This window comes from Halobellus salinus (genome assembly GCF_014646875.1).
Taxonomy (GTDB): Archaea; Halobacteriota; Halobacteria; order Halobacteriales; family Haloferacaceae; genus Haloquadratum; species Haloquadratum salinum.
In genome coordinates this window covers 199,889-220,764 of the sequence record NZ_BMOC01000001.1, presented here as the reverse complement: position 1 = coordinate 220,764, position 20,876 = coordinate 199,889, and the positions used below count along the sequence as shown (strand labels likewise).

The window sequence follows — 20,876 nt, the reverse complement described above, 5'->3', positions numbered from 1 at the left end:
ATTCCTAATTAAATATAGGTATGTCTATGAGATCCCCTATATTCATCTTCATATCGGTTTCAACCGGTTCACATAGAATACCTATGTATTCGTGGCCACACTCCTGAGCTAAGAGAAAATAATGCGCACCGCGTGTGTTGCCTGAATGTATGAGTTCAACAAACACTGCACCTGTCGCAAACACCATATTCGTCGCTCCCGCACCATGTGGGGCGACGATAATCTCTGCTTGACTGAACAACGCCACCTGTTGTCTGAAACTCAAATCAGAGAGAACATACGATTGGAATCCTAAGGGGCGCAATTCAGCTAATATCTCGTCGCGATTCAGAACGCGCCGCGAGTTGGCATCTTCACGCGAAATATATAAATAGGGAGACACATTTATATTATCTAAAACCTTCGTATCGACGTTCGACGTGGTCCGGTCCCTGAGCCACCGGCAGTTTTCGATAGCGGGTGGAAAATAAATTTCCATACTTCGGAATGGATGTTCTGGAACGATCAGATGGTTCACCTGTGTTGGTTCACCTGTCCATTCGACCCAGTCATCCTTGTCGTAGCCACAAACAGCGAGGGATTCGATCATCCAGTTCGGCGGATTTTGTGGCAAGATTAACACTGGAGAAACGCCTTCTTGAGCGGTATAGTGTTCGACTCCCCGAAGCTGTGGCAGATGTTCGATAACCCAATGATAGTAATTCTCTACATTGAACGACGCGAGAGAAACAGCGTAGTCATACTCTTGGGTCGGTTCAATTTGGTCCAAAAGCGCTTTGAAGGTGTCCCTAAGGCCATCCTTCTTGATCATTCCGGAGAGAGTAGGCCAAAAGAGATGGATATTGCCCCCCGCAGTTTCGGTAATCACACTCTTAGGACCGGTGACTCCGAGTGCGTACGTCCCGACAAGGCGGACATTTTCAAATTCTCTAACATAGGTGGGCGGATTTTCGTAGGTCCCGGTTCGCTCACGGTAGGGGTCAGGGAGTTCTCCGCTACCTGAATCAATCGTAGTAGACGACGTGGACCCGTATCGGAATTCTTGGTCCGGATTTGTATCTACTTCTGTGAGCAGGCTAACAAGAACTCTCGCTATCGTTCGTCGAGTAACAAATCGTGTTCCATCTACTGCGAACTCTCGTAGATCCCGTTTGTGTATGTTTTCTCGTGCACGAAGATACCAATCCATCAATTGTATAGTGGTTACACTCTGATAATAGTTCTACGGTTGTACTGTCCAGACTGCTGTATGAATTGCGGTGTCTTCGTTGATGGTTCCAATTCGAGCTGCCTTGTTAGCTGTGACTAATGTGGTCGCAGGGGGATCAACTCACTCCCGCACAGAGGCTGCCATTCAATAAGTGGTTTCTACAGCTGTATAACCAGATATAATGTTGGTATATCCACATACACCAATCAGCAAGTTTAACGCAATTGTCCTGGAATTAGAGGTGTATGTCGGATATCGCTATGCTGTATCATGGACACGCCGAGGAGTTACACCCTGCCCATCGCGGCTTTGCCGAATCTATCGATGCAGATATTGTGAGTGTTTCCAACACGAGCCCCCATACCACAAAATCGTTCTACCAAGAACTGGTTCGAGGATACTCAATCGGAAAGTACGAAACAGTCATCGCAGAAGGGTCACGACCATTATATACTGGTTTGATACACAAGATGATACACGGTTCCACCCTCATATACTTATGTGCTGACCATCGCCTCTACGAACTCTGGAACAGTTCAGTGGAGATTGAATCAGTATATACCTTCTTCAAATATTTGCTCGGGGAATACGGAAAACCGGTAGTTCGCGCTATTGCGCAGTACGGCGTTGATGGTATTATCGCTGTATCCGACTTTGTGAAAGAATATCTTCGACCGATTTTCGGAAATAGTGTCCCGATCCATATCGCTCATCCGTATATCCAGCCGGATTTATATAATCGCCTCGGCGATATTGAACCAAACCTTGAGCAAAAGACCGCTTTAACAGTCGGTAGATCTACACGATACAAAGGGGTTGATCTCCTTGTTGACGCGTGGCCAGCAATCCGAGAACGACATCCCAATGCGGAACTACACGTTGTGGGAGATGGACATAGTGAATCGTACGCAAACACAGCCGGTGTGACTGTACGCGGCTTTGTCGAAGATATCACTAACGTTTATGCAAATGCAGGGTTGTACGTTCAGCCATCTCGGGCTGATCCGTTCCCAGTGACAGTACTTGAAGCACTCCGAGCTGGGATTCCTACTGTGGTCACTGAATCAACTGGCTCTCAATCTGAAGTTAAGAAACTTGATGATCGCCTGATCGCATCCACTACATCAGAGGGACTCAGTAAATGTGTAAATTGGTTTTTTGATTGTGAAACGGATACGAAACAAAGATTGTCTAATTATGCCAAAGAGCGTGGGAGATGGTTTAATTCTGGCCATAAGAAACAATATTTTCGAAGGAAGTTTGAAGAACTTATGACAGAAATAGAGTGATGAAATGACGATATATCATAGAATGTCGGATTTTACCATATCAGCTATTACGACTGTTCCTCTTGTGAAGCACATTGTTGATTTTCAGAGGGCAGCGTCGAGAGCGTGTTTGAGTGCTTCATCACCTGGTTTCCCGAAGAGTTCACGTCGAAGCTGAAAGGCTCTGAGATACGGTGTTAGCTTGGTTTTTGACACTTCTCGGTGAGGCGAGAGCCACCGTCGCGTCAGCGACGCGTGGCTCTCGCAGGTGTTGATGTGGATGTCGCAGTCAGCATACTCTCCGTCGCTGTAGACGACGTATTCTCGGGTGAATGCGTCGTCTTCTTCGAACGGATCATAGGCCCGAAATTCATCGGTATAGACGGTGAGCGACTCCTGCTGGCGATCCGCCAGCAGGAGTCGAATGGTCGATTCGTCGGCGGATTTCGCTGGCACGATGTACCGTTCGTCCGAACCACGGTCAACCAGCGTGAACACCGGTGGTTTGTCGCCATCATATGTTCCGCGCCCACGCGTGGACAGGCCACGCGAGCGCGACGCTTGGTCGCACTCGCAGCCTTTGAGGCCAGCAGACACGCGTACACTTCGTCGACTTCGACCTGCCCAGACAGCGTGATCAAAGGCGCGTCGAGCGCTTCGCTAGAGCGCTCGACGCGCCGCCTCACCGTTCTGTAGGAAAGCTCGAATTCTGCCTCAATTTGCCGAATACTCGTGTTGAACCGTAAGAACACGTAGATTACGAAGTACCACTCTTTCAGCGAGAGCTTCGAGTGAGCGAAGATTGTGCCCGTCTTGTCGTTGAACGTCCGACCGCAATTCTTACACAGATACCGTTGATACACCCGGTAGCTGCGGTTTCTGACCGTCAGGTCAGAACGGCAGCGGGGGCACTCGACATCATACGCCAGCGAACCTGTTGTAGCAGGTCCGCTGCAGCCGATTCCGACACAAACCGGCTTACTGGGAACATATCGGGCACCGCTAGCGCGGTGCCCTTGCCCTCTTCGACTTTCAGCTGTCGCTATCACCGTCAACAATCTCCTTCGCAAGAGCGACGACTGTTTTATACATAATTTGAACTATTCAAAAATATTTACATTTTCTCTTATTTTGCTAATTGTCTGATCGGCTACTTTTGACCAAGTGAAATTTCTTGCTTTCTCAACACAGACGTTACGATCAATCCCTTTCACCGATTTAACACCTTCTGGGAGATCGGTAGTAACTCTTCCATATGTCTCATCTACAATTTCAGCTGCTCCACACTGGTCACTGATAACGACTGGAGTACCACACGCTAATGATTCAAGAATAACATTACCGAAGGCCTCAAATCGTGCCGGATGAACAGTAGCAACTGCCCCAGTATAAAGTTCTGCAAGTCTGTCCTGGTTCACTCGACCAAGTGCAGTAATATTCTCATCTTCTACCTTCGAGGGACCCACTACCCAAACCTCCTCCGATAATTGATTTGCGTATTCTTTTACTGTTAGTAATCCTTTTCGCACAGAATCTCCGACAAATAGGACATAGTCTTTTTGCTCCTCTACTTCTCTTGGATAGAATATATTAGTGTCAACGCCATTGTAAATTACTGTTGTTGATGTTTCAACCTCATAATGTTCTTTCCAGGCATCACGACAGAGCTTACTATTAAAAATGGCAAAATCAAGATATCTAATAGATCGTTGCTCAATAAGTCTTCTAGTAGGATCAATAAGTGAATCGACAATTTTTTTGGGACCACTTAATTCTTGACGAAAGAAGGGACGTTGCTTACGTGAGCAACCATGGTATTTTTGTATCGTAGGGATACCCAATTCAAACGGAATATGAGTATGCGTTAGTGCCACATCGAAATTTTCCACTTCAAACTCTCGTAAGCGGTTCTTAAGCGCAATCGAAAACCAAAGATGGTGTGCGTGAAATGTTCCGTATGAAAATCGCTCCACACGTATACTATCGTTTATCAAATTATGAGCTGTTTTGGAGCTTTGTGAACAGGTTCCTGCCAATACTGTTAATTCATGTCCTAGTTCTACAATTTTCGAATATAAATACCCCAGATGATATCCCATTCCACCGATCACGTTAGGTGGAAATTCTCGTGTCACGACGAGTATTTTCACAACGTTAAAAGAGCTAGCAACAATTTAACATTTCTGGTATCTGCTTTTGGTTGTGGTAAGTTTAGATAAAGAGAGCTGTTGGATTGCCTCTTATTGTCTATGGACAGATCAATTGTTTCTCACTGTCTAGAGCTTCTAACAATGGCCTCTCCAAAAACTAAGTCATCATCACCAGAAGGGTGTCAACCTTAGCGTGAAGGATGCGGCCGAGCAAGGAAAAGTTGGTGACTCAGTAATGCTCGGCCGCGTGGTTGGGCAAGTATGCGAACAAGAGATATTTTCGCGTGAAGACACGCAGACGGAGCAACGTGTCGAGACAGCGTTCCTGTATCATACCGGCTTGTCGTATCGGCGCCTCGAGAAGGTGATCGGACGGTCGTATGAGGCCGTGCGCCAGTGGTATCACAGGCTGGCGCACCTGTTCGATCCGGACCCCGATCACCGCTCGACGGTTGCAATCGATGAAACGAAGCTGAACGTCGAGAAACCGAGGTCTACATCTGGGCAGCGATCGATATGGAGACGTTCGAGGTCATCCACATTGGGGTCTCGCCCGGCCGATCTGCCCTCGATGCGTTGCTGTTCATCAAACAAGTGCTGAAGCACTGTCGTGGCGATCCTGTTGTCCTCGTGGATCGCGGTCCGTGGTACAACTGGCCACTTGATGACCTCGATCTCTGTGAGTCACGCCGAGAAACGTGGGGGAACGGTCTCTCGTCGAAGCGTGGTTCGGCCTGCTGAAATATCGAACCAGGCTCTTCTACAACCGGTTCCCCCACTATAGCTCCTGGAAATCAGTCGACCGCTGGGTCAAAGCCTTCGCAGCATTTCACAATGCTATCCTCAAACCCTGACACCTTTCCAGCAAAAACCCAACAGTTATAAGATTATCGGTACTTCCCAACTGGCGTGAGAGACGGAGCTAAAGCGTCGGTCTGATTGAGGAAGATGTCTGGTTCGGTAAGTGTGCTTGAACTACCCGAACCAGACGGTGTTCTTTCGGCGGCAGATGTCAAAGAAGTAGCGGCTGACATAATTGGACTGCTCCCACTGGAAGGAATCGAGGGCTCGCCCCTCGATTCCGATGACATTTGGCCTGTCGTTACACTGGCCAGCGTCAATCAGTCGTCCGTCTGGGAAGTCACGTCCCAGACGGACGACACACCCTGCGACGATACTGTTCTCAACTGGTTGCATACCCTTCAGCGTGGCCAACTCGAAATGGCTGCCAACATCCTCTTTCGACACCTCGCTCTGACGATTCTCGACCCTGACCGGTCGAGAATCGTCTCCATCGACTTCGTCGATAACCCCTACCACGGCTCTCCTGACGAGGATGCTGGTGAACTCTGTACAACCAGCCCAACCGACGGTACCACAACCTGCCACCGCTACTGTACCGCGTACGTCGTCTCAAACGGGAAGCCGGTGACGCTGGCGCTCACCTACGTCCGCAGCGACGAGAAGGAAGCCGACGCGGTCGAGCGCGTCCTCGACCGCGTCGGCACCTATCCCTTCGACGTTGACCTCTTGCTCGCTGACCGCGGCTTCTACAACGAACGGGTAATTCGCCGCGCACGCGACCTAGCGACGACAGTGATCCCCGTCAAAAAAAAGGGTGAGCGAATGAAGGACAAACTCGATACGCACTGCTCGTATATGAGCACCTACCGTATGTACAAGGACAGCGAGCGGGAACTCCGATTCCCGCTTGCGGTCTCTGTCTCTTATCAGAATGACGATCGAGGAAAGCACGGTGAGGTCGTTCGGGGGTACGTGGCGTGCGATCTCGGAGATCGCACGCCCACACAGGTCGAACGCCGCTATCGGAAACGCTCGGCAATAGAGACCAGTTACCGGCTGTTTCGCCAAGCGCGAGCAACGACGACAACTCAAGATCCACTCGTCAGGTTTGCGTTCGTGATCGTCAGCTTCCTGTTGGAGAACCTGTGGTTGGTGCTGCGATGGGCGGTCGTCGCCCGCCCACGACGGGGCGGGCGCGACCTGCCCGAGCAGTTCACGTTCCAGACGTTCTGTGACTGGATTCGTCACGAGCTGGAAGTAGAGTTACAGCGGCGGTGGGAGACCGAGATGAACGGTGTCGGCGTCCCCGATGCGTACGCCTCGGCCGCGGGCTGACCCAGCCCGCGGCCTTGGGCCAGCGACTCGTCAGTAACAACACTCTACTAAGGCCATCTGAACGAGCCGTTCTTGTCACAGTTTCCGCTTCTCTGAGACTGATGCTTCACTTCAGTAACCTGCCGCTCCGAGTTCGAACGACTCACACCGACTCAGCTCGGCTTCCGATTCCTCAGTTGGGAAGTACCGATTATAAGAGCGGGTATAGCTCGTCAGATATCTCGTTATTCAGCCGGTTGTTCGCCAATCTCCGCAAGGATCATAATACGTCGTATAGAGTGGTTTTCGTCAATTCTGAAGAAATTTTGATTGCTATCCAATCGCTGTCATCGCTCCCAAAGAACGTCTCATTTCTACTTTTATTTTAGAATAAAATTTTATTATATGAGCAGAGCTAAAAGGAGCGAAATTATACCTAGAAGAAGTAATAATTGTTGATTTGATTACGATATTTTTCCATATTTGACCACTACCACTACGTTACCGATTCATACACATCTTTCAGTTTTTGCGCTGACTTATTCCAACTTTGTGAGACTGCACGTTGGTAGTTTGCTTCCCTCACTGTTTGTAGGTCATCGTGTTCGCGAACTTGTGTCAGCGCACGTACTAGCGCTTTTGGATCGCTCTTATCATAGAGGAATTCATTTTCTTTAGGTGTTGTCGCTGGAATACAACCCATTTCAGGGGCCACAATCGGTAACCCAAATGATAGGCCCAGATGGACGGTGCCAGAATTGAGAATATTTCGATATGGCAATACGAGTGTATCGGCTGCATTCATATAGAACTGGACCTGATCTGCCTCAACAAACTCAAAAACTGTAAAAATATTCTCGGCATCACTAACACATTCTTGTATATCCTCACGAATTCCCTCAGATGATGCATTTCCAACGATCCACAGCTCTGCATTAGACTGATCAATATTATTGAAAGAATCGATCAGATTTGGAATTCCTTTATACTCTCGTATCATTCCGAAATAAAGATATACAAATGTGGAGTTGTCAACTCCAAGCTCCATACGAGCTTCTTGCTTGGAAATAGAATTCTCGTATGCTGGAATATAATTTCCGTCTGAGACAACGTACATTTTATCTAAACCTGCCATCCAGAAAGCAGATTCGACTTCGCATTTAGCGTGCTCACATTTGACTGTGATGGCATCAGATACCCAGCACATCATCTCATTCACGATACGTTCAGTTCTTGGATATTTACTCTCATGATGGCTCTTGTTATGAACTGTCCAAACGACTGATGTTTGTCGGAAGTAGATGATAAAAAGATCAATTAGAAAAAAAAAAGTACGGCAAACAGTTATTGCGAAGTCAGCGATTCTGGTGCCCGTAAACCCGTTTGCCATATAGTATCCATACAGCCAATCCAGTTGAATGACTTCCGCATCTGTGTGATCAAGTGATGAACGAGTCAGGGGAAGTAACTTATAATTCACACCCTGACAGACAGTAATTCCTTCATCCTCTAATGCATTGTAGAGAAGATCTACATATGGATTATCATCGCTCTGCTGCATGCCCACTATAGAGATCTCTTTGTTAGGATCCATTGGTAAAGTAACGGTATCCACTCCGGAAAGTTGTTACTCTATTCCACAGCATTGAAATCCGTAGAGTGAGGTTAGTCAACAGACATACCCGAGATGTTCAGATAATTCACAATCTTATGTGGTCTAATTTATAGACACAGTGTCTCATAACTCATATTTCATAACTAAAAGCCAGTACGGCACTGTCTAGTTAACAGCCACAGGTGGCGTTCGATCATTTAGGGCTTGATGCGGTCGTTGAACGTTATAATAGTACACGAACTGTGCAAGCCACTGGCCGACGGCAAGCCGACTGCCGACCCACAAGTAATGAAAGCAGTCGATCCTCATTTTGAGGGTCTGAAATCACTTCTCAATGACGCTTAGGTCAATGTAGTCAAGGTGACCGCTCAATCCGACGCAAAAGAGGGGAGTCAGGTATCCGTAGCTATAGACTAGATATTAGTGTTCGAGAAATCGTGTTTCTCGGAGAGTTACCCAAGAAACTCAGCTGCTGGATCAGTTCCTCGCTGTTCGAAGAGATTGATGCCGAGCAGCAACTTTGAGTGTAGGTTCATACAGCGGTACGTGTTTAACCCGAAGACGCAACAGCGGGCACAGCCTGAGCTCGTGGGATCATCTCGTTGTTTCGAGCGATTCGCTTGAGCTCTTCGTAGGGATTGCGTCCCTGCTGGCGGTAGGTCGCCAGCAGGGACAGCAGCGTCTTATGCACGAACATTCCACGGTCGTTCCGGAGCGTTCCGATGAGCTTTCGGAGAACCACCGGCTCACGAAGCGCATTTTTAGCGGCGTTGTTCGTTGGGGAAACCGCTGGCTCACCGATGAAGGTGAGCCAATGGTCGAAGCCTCCTTCAACTTTGCCGAGTAGTGTTGCCACTGGTCCGTCGGGAACTGACCGTTCTATCAGCGATTCAAGCTCTCTTCGCGCCACACGTTGGAGTTCTGCTCGCTTACGGACTGTCAAGTCCAAGTCCTCTCCAGCCGGGTCTGGAGAGCGACGTACAGCTGTTTGAGGGCACGATAGATCGGTTCGCCTTCCGCCTGCTTCTCGGCGGCGTCTTCAGCCTCCCGGAGAATATGTGCCCAACACCGCTGGAGGTTGCTGCTGAATGCCGGATACGCCGTCCACCCATCACAGACGACCGTTCCCGCGAAGTCCTCGCCTAGGACTTCTGCGGGAACATCACTCCCTCTACTCTCCCTGACCGCGTAAAGCGTGTGGTTCTCGGTGGTGAACGTCCAGATCCACGCCTGTTCGCCGTCGCGTTTGATACCAGTTTCGTCAACGTGGACAACGTTGGCTTGCTGTATCTGGTGACGGATTTGCTCATACTCACAGCGACCGGCGCGCGCAGCGCGCTCGGTCGTGTGCCACGCGGCTGCGCCCGACAATTCCAGTCCGTGGAGTTGCTCGAAACGGTCGCCGATCTTCCGGTAGGGAAGACGGTGATCGTACCGAGAGAGTGCCGCCTGTGCGATGACGTTCACCCCGAACTGCCCCTCCGGGGCAGTTCGGGGTGTGAGGCGACAGTCTCAGCACCACAGGAGTGACACTCGTAGTGGTGGCGGTTGTACTGTGTGACCTCCGGTGGCTGTGGATCAGGGAGTTCCTCGACGAGTCGAGGGTAACGCCCGCCGACTCGTCGAACCGTTCGCCGCACTCTGGACAGCAGTCGCAGGTAACCTCGATTTCTTCGTCTGGCTCAGGAGCGTCACGCCATTCCGGGTTATGTCCGGATTTTCGGCCGGGCGTGCCACCGTCAGTACGTGGTTGTTCGTCGTCCTCGTCCGGCGGGGACGAGGACGACTTTTCCTCATCGGCTTGTTCCTTGCTCGGTGGCGTGTACGGTCCCTTGTACCACCGAATCTTGGCCCTAGCCGCTTGTTCTCCTCTCGAAGCTTCTTGTTTTCTTCCTCAAGCGCAGCCAGACGTTCAAGGATCTCTTCCTTGGTGCTCCGAAGAAGTTATGAACAGGCGAGACGGGATGTTCTCCCGGCTGGAGACCATTCCTCAGGAACGCGCATACTCACCTGGCGTATCAATCTACGACACCAGTCGGGCCGCCCCTACGAGAGACTGGCGGAATCGGTCTCGGAGTAAACACGTACGGTTACTCTATGTAGCTGATTCCTTCATATATTACAGAAACCCGACAATTCCTTATGATTATTGTGGTTAGTTCCCATCGTATATTTTTGCGCGACCATTTGTATATACCAAGTCCTTATTTGTGAACTCCGGCAGTTCAAAATATTCGTAATAGATGAACCCATAGAACCCGGTTGTTATTGATCCACTCGTCATATCTACCTGAGCAATATACGTATATCCTTTATTGAGATCAGTCGGCTGCTGTATATCACGAATGATGGGGCCGGTTCCATCGGACGATCTAGGTTGCGTCTGGTACGTCCCTAACCGACTTTTATATACCATACTCTCGTCCGGGATATGCTTTGCAATAAACGAAGACGCGAAGATACCGCTTTCAGGCGTATACACCCGATATAGTGCGAACTGTTCCAGCCGATCGCCGGATTGAACGATTCGATCTCTGTCGAAGTTCGGTACCCGTGACGCGTCGTGGGTCACAGTCGCAGCGACGAACCCCGAAGAAACCAACATAATAATAACGAGGAATACGCTTGCCGGGACAAACCTTCCTCGGAGAAGCTTGGGAAGACACATTGCGAGAATGGCAAATGGACCCATAAACACCATCAGAAGTCCGAACGTACGCGCCGAGCTCAAGATGTTGGGACCGAACGACAGCGGAAAGAGCAGTGCAAACCCGAGCATCATACTCAAATACGCGCCACTTCGTGTTGCACCGTGAGCATCCATCCCAACGAATTCAGACAACCAAGTGATGAGCGGGTGCTCTACCGAAAGCAATCGTAGTAGGTAGACGAGCGCGACGATACCGACGCCGAGGCACGTGAAAGCGGCGATGATCAGGTGCGAGTAGAAGAATACCTCGAACGAGAGCGATGGCATCCCGAAGGAGAGGGCGTTCGTCGCGGCGGTGTTGCTCGTCGGTTCGAGGAAATTGAGTGCCCGACCAATGAGGACGCCAGCGACGAAATCGAATGTGTCGCTAGTTACGTAGGCGTACCACCCGTAGGTCAACACAACATAGAGTGTGAGACTTACGAAACCAGCCATTGGTTGGGACCTCTCTCCCAAACGTCTGAGTACATAATAGCAGAGGTATGCTGGGATGATCAACAGCAACACCAGAGGACCGATGCCGTAGTGAGACGTGATTAACGCCCAGAAGAAGGCGAGTGCGAGGAAATTTCGATATCGCTTCTCGATACCCGCATCAAGTATGACAGCAACGAGAACGGCTGTGAAGAAGACCGCGGCACCGGTCCGCGTGTTCCGCGGGAGTAGCCGATATGTCTCCGGGAGGAAAACGTACAGCGCGCTGCCGAGGAACGCGACCTCTTTCGAGAAATATCGAGTTGCGAGCAGATAGCCGATCACGGGCGTGAACGCGAACACGAACGGATGAGCCGTTTTGAATACCCACAGAAGCGGAATATCCATTATCAGTTGATACGCTGCTTGCATCGGTCCCACTCGAACCATCGCTCCCTTCGTTCCTGTCGGGATCCAATAGCCATTGTTGAGAATTCTCTGAGCAACACCATATTCCGCCATACCGTCGCCGAAGGCGAGATGCGTCGCTAAGAGAGCACGCTGCAACACGAGGGCGAACGAAATCGCCAGTATCGCTAGTCCGAGATATCGTCGCTTCTCGTCGAAATGGAGTACGGAAAGCGGGAGAACAGCACATGTAGCGAGGACGAAGAGCGCGATACCGTTCTCACTGACGCGGTTGATGAACAACGCACCGGCAACGCCGAGAATAGGGAGGGTAAGCAGTAATACGATGACTTTGCCGTTGTATTCGCCGATGTAGGTGAATACACGACGTATCTCATCAGCAGGCGTCTGGTCTCGGGTCAAATTCCATACTGAAACAGTGAGTGCACCGATTACGCCGACGTAGGTCCAAGGGAGAGTAGTTCCGATAAACGGCTTTGAGATGATCTGAGACTGCACGTATACCGCGTTTGTTACCCAGGCGACGAACATTGAAAACGTGAGACTCAGCGTCACTGCATATAGCACGTCTATCGGACGGAAACGCTTCCGTATAACGCGTAAAATCAGCAACCCGGGTATGAATGTCAATAGAACGAATCCGAGGACAGTTTGAATCGCCGTCATTGGTAGATTGTCCGGGAAAAAGACACTCACCGCATAGAGCATCGTGATAAACCCCGAGAAACGAATCGACTCGTGAGTGTTCGGAGCGATGGCTGATAGTACAGCACTTCGGAACAACTCCGTCCGAGTCACCTGAGTAGTTGCCATTAGTGTGGGTCTCCGTCAGGGAGTAGATCTCCTCGTTTGTTACTCATCGTCCTCACTAAGCATAGGTACTGCGCCAAGTGCGTGTATTAGGTGCTCTCTGAACTCGTCGTAATCCTCTTCGGTGACGTGATGCGCGTTCCTAAGTGATTGTACTGCCGGAATCGACTCGAAAGCGACGATCTCTAAGTCAAAGTAGCTCGCTTCGGAAAGTGGAAGCCCCCAACCTTCCGAGAGTGAGCACGTGGCGTAGACGTCGCTCCGGTTGTAAATTCCCGCGAGCGTCTCATCGTTGACGAATCCCGTCAATACGACATCATCCCCCGCTCGCCTTCGGACGCGCTCGGAGTACTCGGGCATACTCTCCTCACCGACGAGGAGGAGTTTATACCCTGTCTCCCCGTCTGTCGCCTCTTGGAATATGTCTACCAGTCTGTGAATGTTCTTACGGGGCGAAATCCGCCCAACGTGAAGGACGACGGTATCTTCGGGTGTGAGGACGAAGCGTTCGTTGATGGTCTCTTCGGTCGCAACGTCCTCAAACCGTGACTCGGTGATCGTGTTCGGAACAACGGTTGCCTCGCGTCCGGTTTTCGTTTCGATATACTCTCCAGACTCCTCACTCACCGCACAGATGCAATCGGCCCTTCGAACGGCGTAGTTCTTGGTTTCCAGGTGATGTTGGACACGCGCCCAGACGTGAGCGAGCCCCTCGAAGAGTTCGTCCGATGACCCGGACGGATGCGACCAGTAGACGTAGGGAACGCCGTGAATCACTTTGGCCGCGTGCCCCAGCGTCGAGAACGGAAACCGATGGGCGATAATCAAATCAAACCTATTGGCCGACTGGATAAATCTGAGAGCGCTCGGACTAGCCAGCGTGATCAGTTTGTCGACCTCCTTATACGGACTGGTCTCGAAGCGTCCAAGTGAGTGCAATAGGACTCCTTCTGGAGGTTCCCGTGTACCTTCCAGTGCGAATATTTCCACGTCGTATCCGTCGTCCCGCAACTCCGAGGCCTGTTGTTCGATCACCCGTGCGACGCCACCGATGTCGTTATAGGACGTTCCACAAATCGCGATTCGTCTCACGTCGTCCTGTAGCGAGCCAACGAAGTCACTGATAGAGTTGTAGTCAGCACCCATCTGCCACAACCTCTGCCTGTACAGTTTCCTTCAGGTGGTTTCCGTATACTTCTATGGTCCGCTGGACTGCCTGGCCCCACGAGCGCGATTTCGCACGTGCGCTGTTTTTTATCTGCTGCGTCTCCTTTTCGTCTCGAATCATCTCTTTCAGTTTCTCGGCGATCGGCACCTCGTCTCGGGATACTACGTACCCATCCTCTCCATCCTGAATAGCCGTCGGAATCCCCCCCGCATCCGTCCCGATCACGGGCGTCCCACACGCCATCGCTTCCAACAACACGAGCCCGAACCCCTCGTACCGCGACGGCAACACGAACACGTCCGCCGACGAGTACAGCACCGGCAGTTCCTCGTCCCCGACGTACCCCAGAAACCGCACCTGATCCGCGATCTCCAACTCCCGCGCCAACTCTCGCAGCGTCTCCTCGTGCCGTCCGGTCCCCGCGATCAGGAACTCCACGTCCTCGTCATCGACGCGAGCCAACGCCCGCAGCGCCAGATCCAACCCTTTCCGCGCACCCAACCGACCCACGTACAACAGCGTCGTTTTTTCCTCGTCGACGGCTGGGTGCCGCTCCTCGCGCGGATAGAACCACTCCGTATCGACGCCGTGCGGGATCATCTCCACCTCGTCCTCACGAAGCCCGTACCACGTCGTCAACTGCTCGTAGGCGTGGTCACTAATAGCGATCACCCGATCCGCGTCCCGGCTCGCCACGTAGTCCATCGCGACGTTCATCGGATGGAAGAAGTACTTCAGTAAATAGTCCGCGGGCGTCTCCAGCGCGACCGCCCGTGCCTCCCCGATCGACGTCCCGTGGCTCGTCAGCACGACCGGCGGCTCCACGTCGTTGAACGGCGTCACCGCGATCGTCGAGGCAGGCATCATCGTCCCGTGAATGATGTCGTAGTCGTCGAAGTCAATCTCGCATCGCGCCCTATAGCTGAACCACAGGGTCTCGAACGTGACGAGCTTCCGCCTGCCTTTGCAGATCCGTTTCACCGTCACGTTCTCGTGGACGTCCGCTTCCTCGTCAGGACTGTCGATCCACTGCGTGAACACGTCGACGTCGTGTCCCCGCTCGGCGAGCCCATTCGCTAGTTCGTACGCGTACGTCTCCGCACCGCCGACGCCCGGAGGAAACTGCTTCGAGATGAGACAGACGCGCAGGGAGTCCGCCATACTACTCCGTGTACCCCAGCGCACTCAACCGTCGTTCGATCTCCTCGTTGATCTTCCCGTCACCGACGTTCGCATCACCGTTCTCGACGCGCACCCGCGCTTCGATGTGCGCTTCCAGCTCGGTACGAAGCGACCGGTCCGACGGCTCGACGAATTCGATCCCTCCCAACTCCGTGTCTCGTTCACAGAAACAGCATCCCTCCGAGGTCCGTACCGCATATCTTCGAATGTGACTGTGCTCGTCTTCGCCGCGTGTCTGCGAGAATACCCGCCTGTCGTCCGACACGTCGAACAGCGACGTTCCATCAGAACGGTTCTCCCGGACTGCGTCCTCGATCGTGGCCGCGACGTCCAGCGTACTCGTGGGCGCGTCCACGACCTCGCTTGCTCCACCGGGCGGCCGCACGAGCAGAGGCACGTGCGTGAGCTCGTCGTACAAATACCGCGGATGTTCGTAGTACCCGTGCTCGCCGAACGCGTCACCGTGATCAGCTGTCACGATCAGCAGCGACTCTTCTAACAATTCACGTTTCCGGAGCGCATCTAGGAATTCCCCAATCTTCGCGTCGTTATATCGGATCTCCCCGTCGTACATATCTACTAAGAACTGCCGCTCCGACTCGGTGATCGACCCCGGCTCATCGATTGCACGCTGATACAGCGACTGGGCGTCCCGTCCCGACAGTCTAGTGTCGGAATACAGCGTAGCGTACTCCCCGAGCGGCTCGTACGGCCCGTGGGTGTCCATATAGTGATTCCACAGGAAGAACGGCTCATCTTCATCCAACGAATCAACCCACACCAACGATCGCTCGTTGATCTCCTCAGCCCGCGCGTAGTGCCGATTCCGAAGTTTATCGACCGCTCGTTGTGCCAACGCGATCAGCTTGTGCTGGCCCAAATGTAAGTCGTCGTCAAAGTGATCGAAACCCTGATCGAAACCGTACGCACGAGAGACGAACGGATTCGAATGAAAACCTGCGGTCGCGTACCCTTCGTCTGAGAGTATCGAAGCAACAGTTTCGGCAGCTAAATTGTACCCCGAATCAACAGCGACATCCGGATACTCACCCGTCAACAGTGCTGGTACCGCCTCTCGCGTGTGCGAACTCGCACTGTAGGCATTCATAAACTGCAGGCTTTCTTCTGCGAGTTCATCAAGGATAGGCGACGTCTTCCGAGAGTATCCGTAACAGGAGAGGTGGTCTGCACGGAGCGCATCCGCAGAAAGAAGAATCACATTACGCCACTCACTACTCATCTTACTCGAGTAGGATTTCCTACAGTGATAATAGTGTTTCGCTCACACGTTGCTTATCGCGTTTCCGTCCATCAATCCGATGATGAGGCACCCGATACGAAGAGCGCAGCCACACTCTCTCACTAAATTCCAGATATTTGAGGGGATATACAACCACGGCCTGTTTCAAAACTCAGAACGAAATAGTATTACTGCTGGATATTCATAAACGAGATGATGCGTGTGGCGTTCGTGAGTAACGTGGTTTTTCCATTCGTGAAAGGCGGTGCGGAAAAGCGCATCCACGAGATCGGCACTCGCCTCGCCGCCAACGGCCACGATATCACTGTCTACGGGCGGCATTTCTGGGACGGTCCCAAAGAAACCACCCACGAAGGAATGACCCTCCGAGCAGTCGCTTCAGAAACGGAGCTCTATAGTGACGATCGGCGCTCCATCACAGAAGCGTTGGATTTCGCGGCGCGATCGATTCCACCGCTTCGCCGTCACCTGCGAGCAAACGAACACGATGTCGTCGTCGTCAGTGTGTTCCCGTACTTTCCTGTCCTGACTACGAAGCTCGCAAGTCTTGGCACCGATATTCCGCTCGTCACGACGTGGCACGAGATCTGGGGCGACTACTGGGAAGAGTATCTCGGCTACCTCGCCCCGTTCGGCAAATTCACGGAGCGCTTGACTGCGCGAACACCCCAACACCCGATTGCTGTCTCTGGGAATACAGCCGATCGACTTGCCACAATCGGTCCCGAGCGAGACGACATCACGATCGTTCCGAACGGTATCGATGTGGATCAGATCCAAACCGCACCCCGTCCAGAGACAAGCTACGATGTACTGTTTGCGGGGCGACTCATCGAACACAAGAACGTCGACCTGCTCTTGGATGCGTTCGACAAAGTTGCTGGCAGTCACGACGCCACGCTCGGCGTTATCGGTGACGGTCCCCAGAAATCTCGACTCGAAGCCCAACGTGACGCGCTCACCCACTCTGACCGCGTCGACTTTCTCGGCTTCCTTGACGACTACGAAGACGTCCTCGGCCAGATGCGCGCCGCCGACGTGTTCGCCTCCCCATCCACGCGCGAAGGGTTCGGACTCACCTTTGCCGAAGCGTTGGCCGCCAACTGTACCGTTATAGCAGCTGATCACCCCGACTCAGCGGCAGACGAAGTGATCGGTGACGCTGGCTTTCTCGTCAAGCCCAACGTAGATAGTCTCAGTAATATACTCGGACGCACGCTTAATGGAGCACAACCTGCGCAGAGCCCATCGAAACGTGCCCAGCAGTACGACTGGGATACTGTCGCCGATCAGGCTGAACAAGCTTATCAGCGTGCCATAGACGGATCGTAGTGATCTATTCGCATTTACAGGGCCGGGGCCAGATAAAATCACACAGAAAACAGTTCCGCTACAGTCTAAATCGCTAATCTTGCGGTTCTTCCATCCATAGGAGAGTGTTTCCTACTTTTCGTGATGAAACTAAACCTCTGTCAGACATTTCTCGTAGCCGTTTGTAAGCAGTGTCGTGAGCGCAGCCAACCCGAGCCGCGATATCACCTGTACCAACTGGCCCATCTTCGTTACGAATAGCATCAAGGAACTCCTCGGTAGAGTATTCTCCAGTATATTGGCCGGTCTCCTCATCCCGGTCGGGCATCATTCTTTGATTCAATCCCGTTGTGATTAGTCCTAACGATCTATGTTGCGATTCCATTATGAGTACTCCGAAAGGTATTTACCAGTCGGAGTTCTAATAATGGACGTGAAGCCCAGCCGCTTCGGGGCGCACTGGCGATCAGAAATGCCCGGGTGCTGGAGACACCCTGGCTGGGTTTCCCACAGACGTGAGACAACCCATGACAACATACAAGCTACCAGGTCAAGAAAATACCGACAACGAGTTAATTGAAGACATAAACCAGTTGCAAAGAATTGCGCTCGGGGCAGGGGCCGCGGTTTGCCAGCGGTGCGGGAAACAACTACACGGCGGCGAGCGCGTGTTTGTGTACGTGTTTCGCCGCTGTCCGCACGCGGTGTGGCTGGCGGGCCAAACACGCTGTGCGGACCACCCTTTAGATCTTGACTCACTCGCGTCGCTGGGCGTGAGCGAGTACATTGTTGCGGGCCGTGTCGGCCACTGTATCGACCACACGCTGCAACGTGAGTACCCGGTACTGCTCGCGCCGAGACTGGAATCGACCTCGCCACCCGATACGGAAATCGCGTTCAACCTCCCGGGCGTCACCCCAGCTGACGTGACGGACTGCCCGATAGCCCAGACCACATTCGAAGACGCGCCAGCGTTCGCGTACGCGGAGGCGACGCGATGACTCTCGACTTCGACGCGTCGAGCCTCCCCGCGGACTTCACGACCCCGACCGACGAGAAGCTACTGCTCCCGGACGTGTACGTCGGACTGGAAATCGATTTGCTCGCACCGGGCGACGGCGTCGTCACAGATCGGCATCACGCGTCGGCGGACAACTACGAGGCGGACGATCCGATGAATCAGATCGAAGGCCAAATCTCGCCGTTCACCCTGTCAGGGTGGTTGCGGCACGGCTGTGAAGCGGTCCTCCAGGATCTCGACACCACCGCGTGCCACCCGGGAGAACCGAATGCGGACTTCCGCCGGGCGAACGTGTACGACCGGGACTTGGAGTCGGGCTATCACGAGAAAGGGACGTGTACGGAAGCCCACGAGGATGGTTGCACCGTCTACGATCTGTTCGGCGGGTTCGGTGATAATCCGGGGAAACTCCTGCGCCGCCCAGTCACGTTCTCGCCGATCAGGAGAAACGTGGACGTCCTCGCTGGCGAGGCGGAAGCGCACTACCGACAACTCTCTACGCAGGTGCGCTCGCGGAACGACGAGGATGGCGGGAAACCACTCCGCCAAACCGACAGAGATGTCCTTGGGAACGTGGAGGGGACGTGGAAACTCACGCTTCGAGAGGTGAAACCGGAGTTCGTCGGGCTGCTCGTTGAAGCCGTCCAGTTCTTGAACACCCACTCCGCGGAGTTTGCGTTCCAGGTCGGTGGCGCGCGAAACTTCGGCGCTGGCGACGCGGACGTGTGGGTGATCAACCCGCTGTACACGGAGGGAGAAGTCCGCCGTGTGTTCAACCGGTCACAGTCGGCGACGCGGGCGATGGACGAGAAGGACGAACAGTGGACCGACGAGGTCCGCCCGGCGTTCGTGGATGCGTTCCACGCGCGTGTCGCCGCCCGGGACCCGGACTGCGACGCTGGGATCCCTGACACAGATACGATCGACGGCACGGGCGGTGATGACGCGTGAGCGACGCCCAGACCCCAGACGCAACCCCGGAGGCCGAAACGGACGCACCCCCGATGGTGGCGGTGTACCGGCACGACACGCACAAGCTGCGTGGACGAGCGCACGAGCACGCTGCTGAGGAGGTGGCGGGCGTTCGGGTGAACGAACCGGTTCCACTGGGTGCGGATCGGGACGCGGCGCTTCTCAGCCGCCCACGTGGAGAACCGGAGCAAACGGTGGACGCACACGCCTCACCGCGGCGACTGTCACTCCTGACGGGCGACCCGCAACGCGACCCTACACGTACCGATGCTGATGCGGCGCTCCAAGAACTCGTGACACCGACGGACCCAGAACAACTCCACGAGCGGTGGCTCTCGTCAGAGTTTGCGGCGCGGTTCAACGAGTCGGTGTACTACCCGTACACGTCACTAAAATACCATACGCTCCTCGCTGCCGCGTTGCTCGATAATTACCGGGCGGGGTTCGCGTTCGACGAGTTGTACGTGGAAGCAACTCCGGATCGAGCGGTCACGCCGCACCGGACGGTCCTCGCTACACCGCAGTGCTCGCTTCGAATCACTGGCGATCCGTCTGGTCCGGCGGCGCGGCTCGGCTCTGAACCAGCGAGATCGTTCGGTGCCGTGTGGGCGCAACTCCCGGAGTGCCCGTTCGACACTGGGACTCGAGAATGGCGCGTGGTGGATGCGCAGTTGCGGCGGATCACGGCGTGGTCCACGGGGCTGCAGTACATCGAGGAGTACACGGCGGCGTACACGCCGACAACGGACGCAAGCACCGCCACCCAAGGTGACGACGACGTAGACGAGGAGGTGGATGGCGGCGGTTCGCCCGGGTGGGAGGTGACGAACGGTTGGGCGGCGACGCGTCCTGTGTCGTTCCGGGTGGGCGTCGGCGTGTCCGGCGGGCCGGGCCCGCAGATTGGGGCTGCGGGCGCGTCCCCGGCGACGCTCGACGGTGCAGGGCGGTGCGCCACCACGCACCGCCTAGTTGGGCAGCGCCCATCGTCCCGGCTGTCCCCCGGCTGGGTGCGAGGCTCGGCCCGGCACGGCGACTGACAGCGACGATCGGTGCCACGGGAAGGCTCGTGACGCGGCCCTTGTAGTGGGGTTCGTTGCGGACGGTCGCACCGATTCGCGCGCGGCGTGAGTGACGGCACGCCGCGCGGGTCGGTCGTTGGCAGTGAATCGCGCGATGAGGAGCGACGGGACTGCTCGGAGCCGGACGGCGCGGGCGATGAACACGAACACGAATACGA

Annotated in this window: 13 protein-coding genes and 3 pseudogenes; 6 read left to right on the top strand and 10 right to left on the bottom strand. The window is 53.7% G+C overall.

Annotated features, from left to right (window positions below):
• Nucleotides 1-4: 4 nt before the first annotated feature.
• A complete protein-coding gene (locus IEX72_RS01105) occupies nt 5-811 on the bottom strand; it encodes a glycosyltransferase family 61 protein (protein ID WP_188785539.1) in 807 nt (268 codons plus the stop codon).
• A 644-nt stretch (nt 812-1,455) separates the two neighbouring features.
• On the opposite strand from IEX72_RS01105, the gene IEX72_RS01100 reads away from it, so the two are divergent.
• Nucleotides 1,456-2,499: a glycosyltransferase family 4 protein gene (locus IEX72_RS01100; RefSeq protein ID WP_188785538.1), complete on the top strand. Its 1,044-nt coding sequence runs from the start codon at nt 1,456-1,458 to the stop codon at nt 2,497-2,499.
• 84 nt (nt 2,500-2,583) lie between these two features.
• On the opposite strand, the pseudogene IEX72_RS01095 reads toward IEX72_RS01100, so the two are convergent.
• Nucleotides 2,584-3,469 (bottom strand): annotated as a pseudogene (locus IEX72_RS01095) (IS1595 family transposase).
• Between the two features lie 109 nt (nt 3,470-3,578).
• Nucleotides 3,579-4,628, bottom strand: a complete 1,050-nt coding sequence (locus tag IEX72_RS01090; protein ID WP_188785537.1) for a glycosyltransferase family 4 protein — start codon at nt 4,626-4,628, stop codon at nt 3,579-3,581.
• Between the two features lie 966 nt (nt 4,629-5,594).
• Between IEX72_RS01090 and IEX72_RS01085 the strand changes: the two genes are divergently transcribed.
• A complete protein-coding gene (locus IEX72_RS01085) occupies nt 5,595-6,767 on the top strand; it encodes an ISH3 family transposase (protein ID WP_188785536.1) in 1,173 nt (390 codons plus the stop codon).
• Between the two features lie 475 nt (nt 6,768-7,242).
• Here the strand turns inward: IEX72_RS01085 and IEX72_RS01080 are convergent, their stop codons facing one another.
• From IEX72_RS01080 to IEX72_RS01050, 7 genes and pseudogenes are all read right to left on the bottom strand, one after another.
• The gene (locus tag IEX72_RS01080; RefSeq protein ID WP_188785535.1) at nt 7,243-8,340 is read right to left on the bottom strand and encodes a glycosyltransferase; all 1,098 of its coding nucleotides are present in this window, start codon (nt 8,338-8,340) and stop codon (nt 7,243-7,245) included.
• A gap of 186 nt (nt 8,341-8,526) precedes the next feature.
• Nucleotides 8,527-8,882: pseudogene (locus IEX72_RS15110) on the bottom strand (integrase core domain-containing protein); the annotation flags it as partial.
• Between the two features lie 29 nt (nt 8,883-8,911).
• A pseudogene (gene tnpC, locus IEX72_RS01070) lies at nt 8,912-10,348 on the bottom strand (IS66 family transposase).
• Nucleotides 10,349-10,516: 168 nt separating this feature from the next.
• Nucleotides 10,517-12,727 carry a DUF2206 domain-containing protein gene (locus IEX72_RS01065; protein WP_188785533.1) on the bottom strand — a complete coding sequence of 737 codons (2,211 nt, stop codon included), beginning with the start codon at nt 12,725-12,727 and terminating at the stop codon, nt 10,517-10,519.
• Nucleotides 12,728-12,766: 39 nt separating this feature from the next.
• On the bottom strand, nt 12,767-13,870 hold the full coding sequence (locus IEX72_RS01060; protein ID WP_188785532.1) for a glycosyltransferase family 4 protein: 1,104 nt from the start codon (nt 13,868-13,870) through the stop codon (nt 12,767-12,769).
• Nucleotides 13,860-15,053, bottom strand: coding sequence for a glycosyltransferase family 4 protein (locus IEX72_RS01055; protein ID WP_188785531.1), 1,194 nt, complete (start codon nt 15,051-15,053; stop codon nt 13,860-13,862). Before IEX72_RS01055 ends, IEX72_RS01060 begins: the two co-directional genes overlap by 11 nt.
• A gap of 1 nt (nt 15,054) precedes the next feature.
• Nucleotides 15,055-16,314 (bottom strand): sulfatase, encoded by a 1,260-nt coding sequence (locus tag IEX72_RS01050; protein ID WP_188785530.1) that lies wholly within the window; start codon nt 16,312-16,314, stop codon nt 15,055-15,057.
• A gap of 216 nt (nt 16,315-16,530) precedes the next feature.
• Here IEX72_RS01050 and IEX72_RS01045 point away from each other — a divergent pair, with 216 nt between their 5' ends.
• The 4 genes from IEX72_RS01045 to IEX72_RS15415 all read left to right on the top strand — a co-directional run bounded on the left by IEX72_RS01045 (nt 16,531) and on the right by IEX72_RS15415 (nt 20,676).
• Nucleotides 16,531-17,667, top strand: coding sequence for a glycosyltransferase family 4 protein (locus IEX72_RS01045; protein ID WP_188785714.1), 1,137 nt, complete (start codon nt 16,531-16,533; stop codon nt 17,665-17,667).
• 752 nt (nt 17,668-18,419) lie between these two features.
• Nucleotides 18,420-18,647, top strand: coding sequence for a hypothetical protein (locus tag IEX72_RS01040; RefSeq protein WP_188785529.1), 228 nt, complete (start codon nt 18,420-18,422; stop codon nt 18,645-18,647).
• Nucleotides 18,644-19,618, top strand: coding sequence for a hypothetical protein (locus IEX72_RS01035; RefSeq protein ID WP_188785528.1), 975 nt, complete (start codon nt 18,644-18,646; stop codon nt 19,616-19,618). Before IEX72_RS01040 ends, IEX72_RS01035 begins: the two co-directional genes overlap by 4 nt.
• Complete coding sequence (locus IEX72_RS15415; RefSeq protein ID WP_326838250.1) at nt 19,615-20,676, top strand: hypothetical protein; 1,062 nt, start codon at nt 19,615-19,617, stop codon at nt 20,674-20,676. Before IEX72_RS01035 ends, IEX72_RS15415 begins: the two co-directional genes overlap by 4 nt.
• Nucleotides 20,677-20,876: the final 200 nt, after the last annotated feature.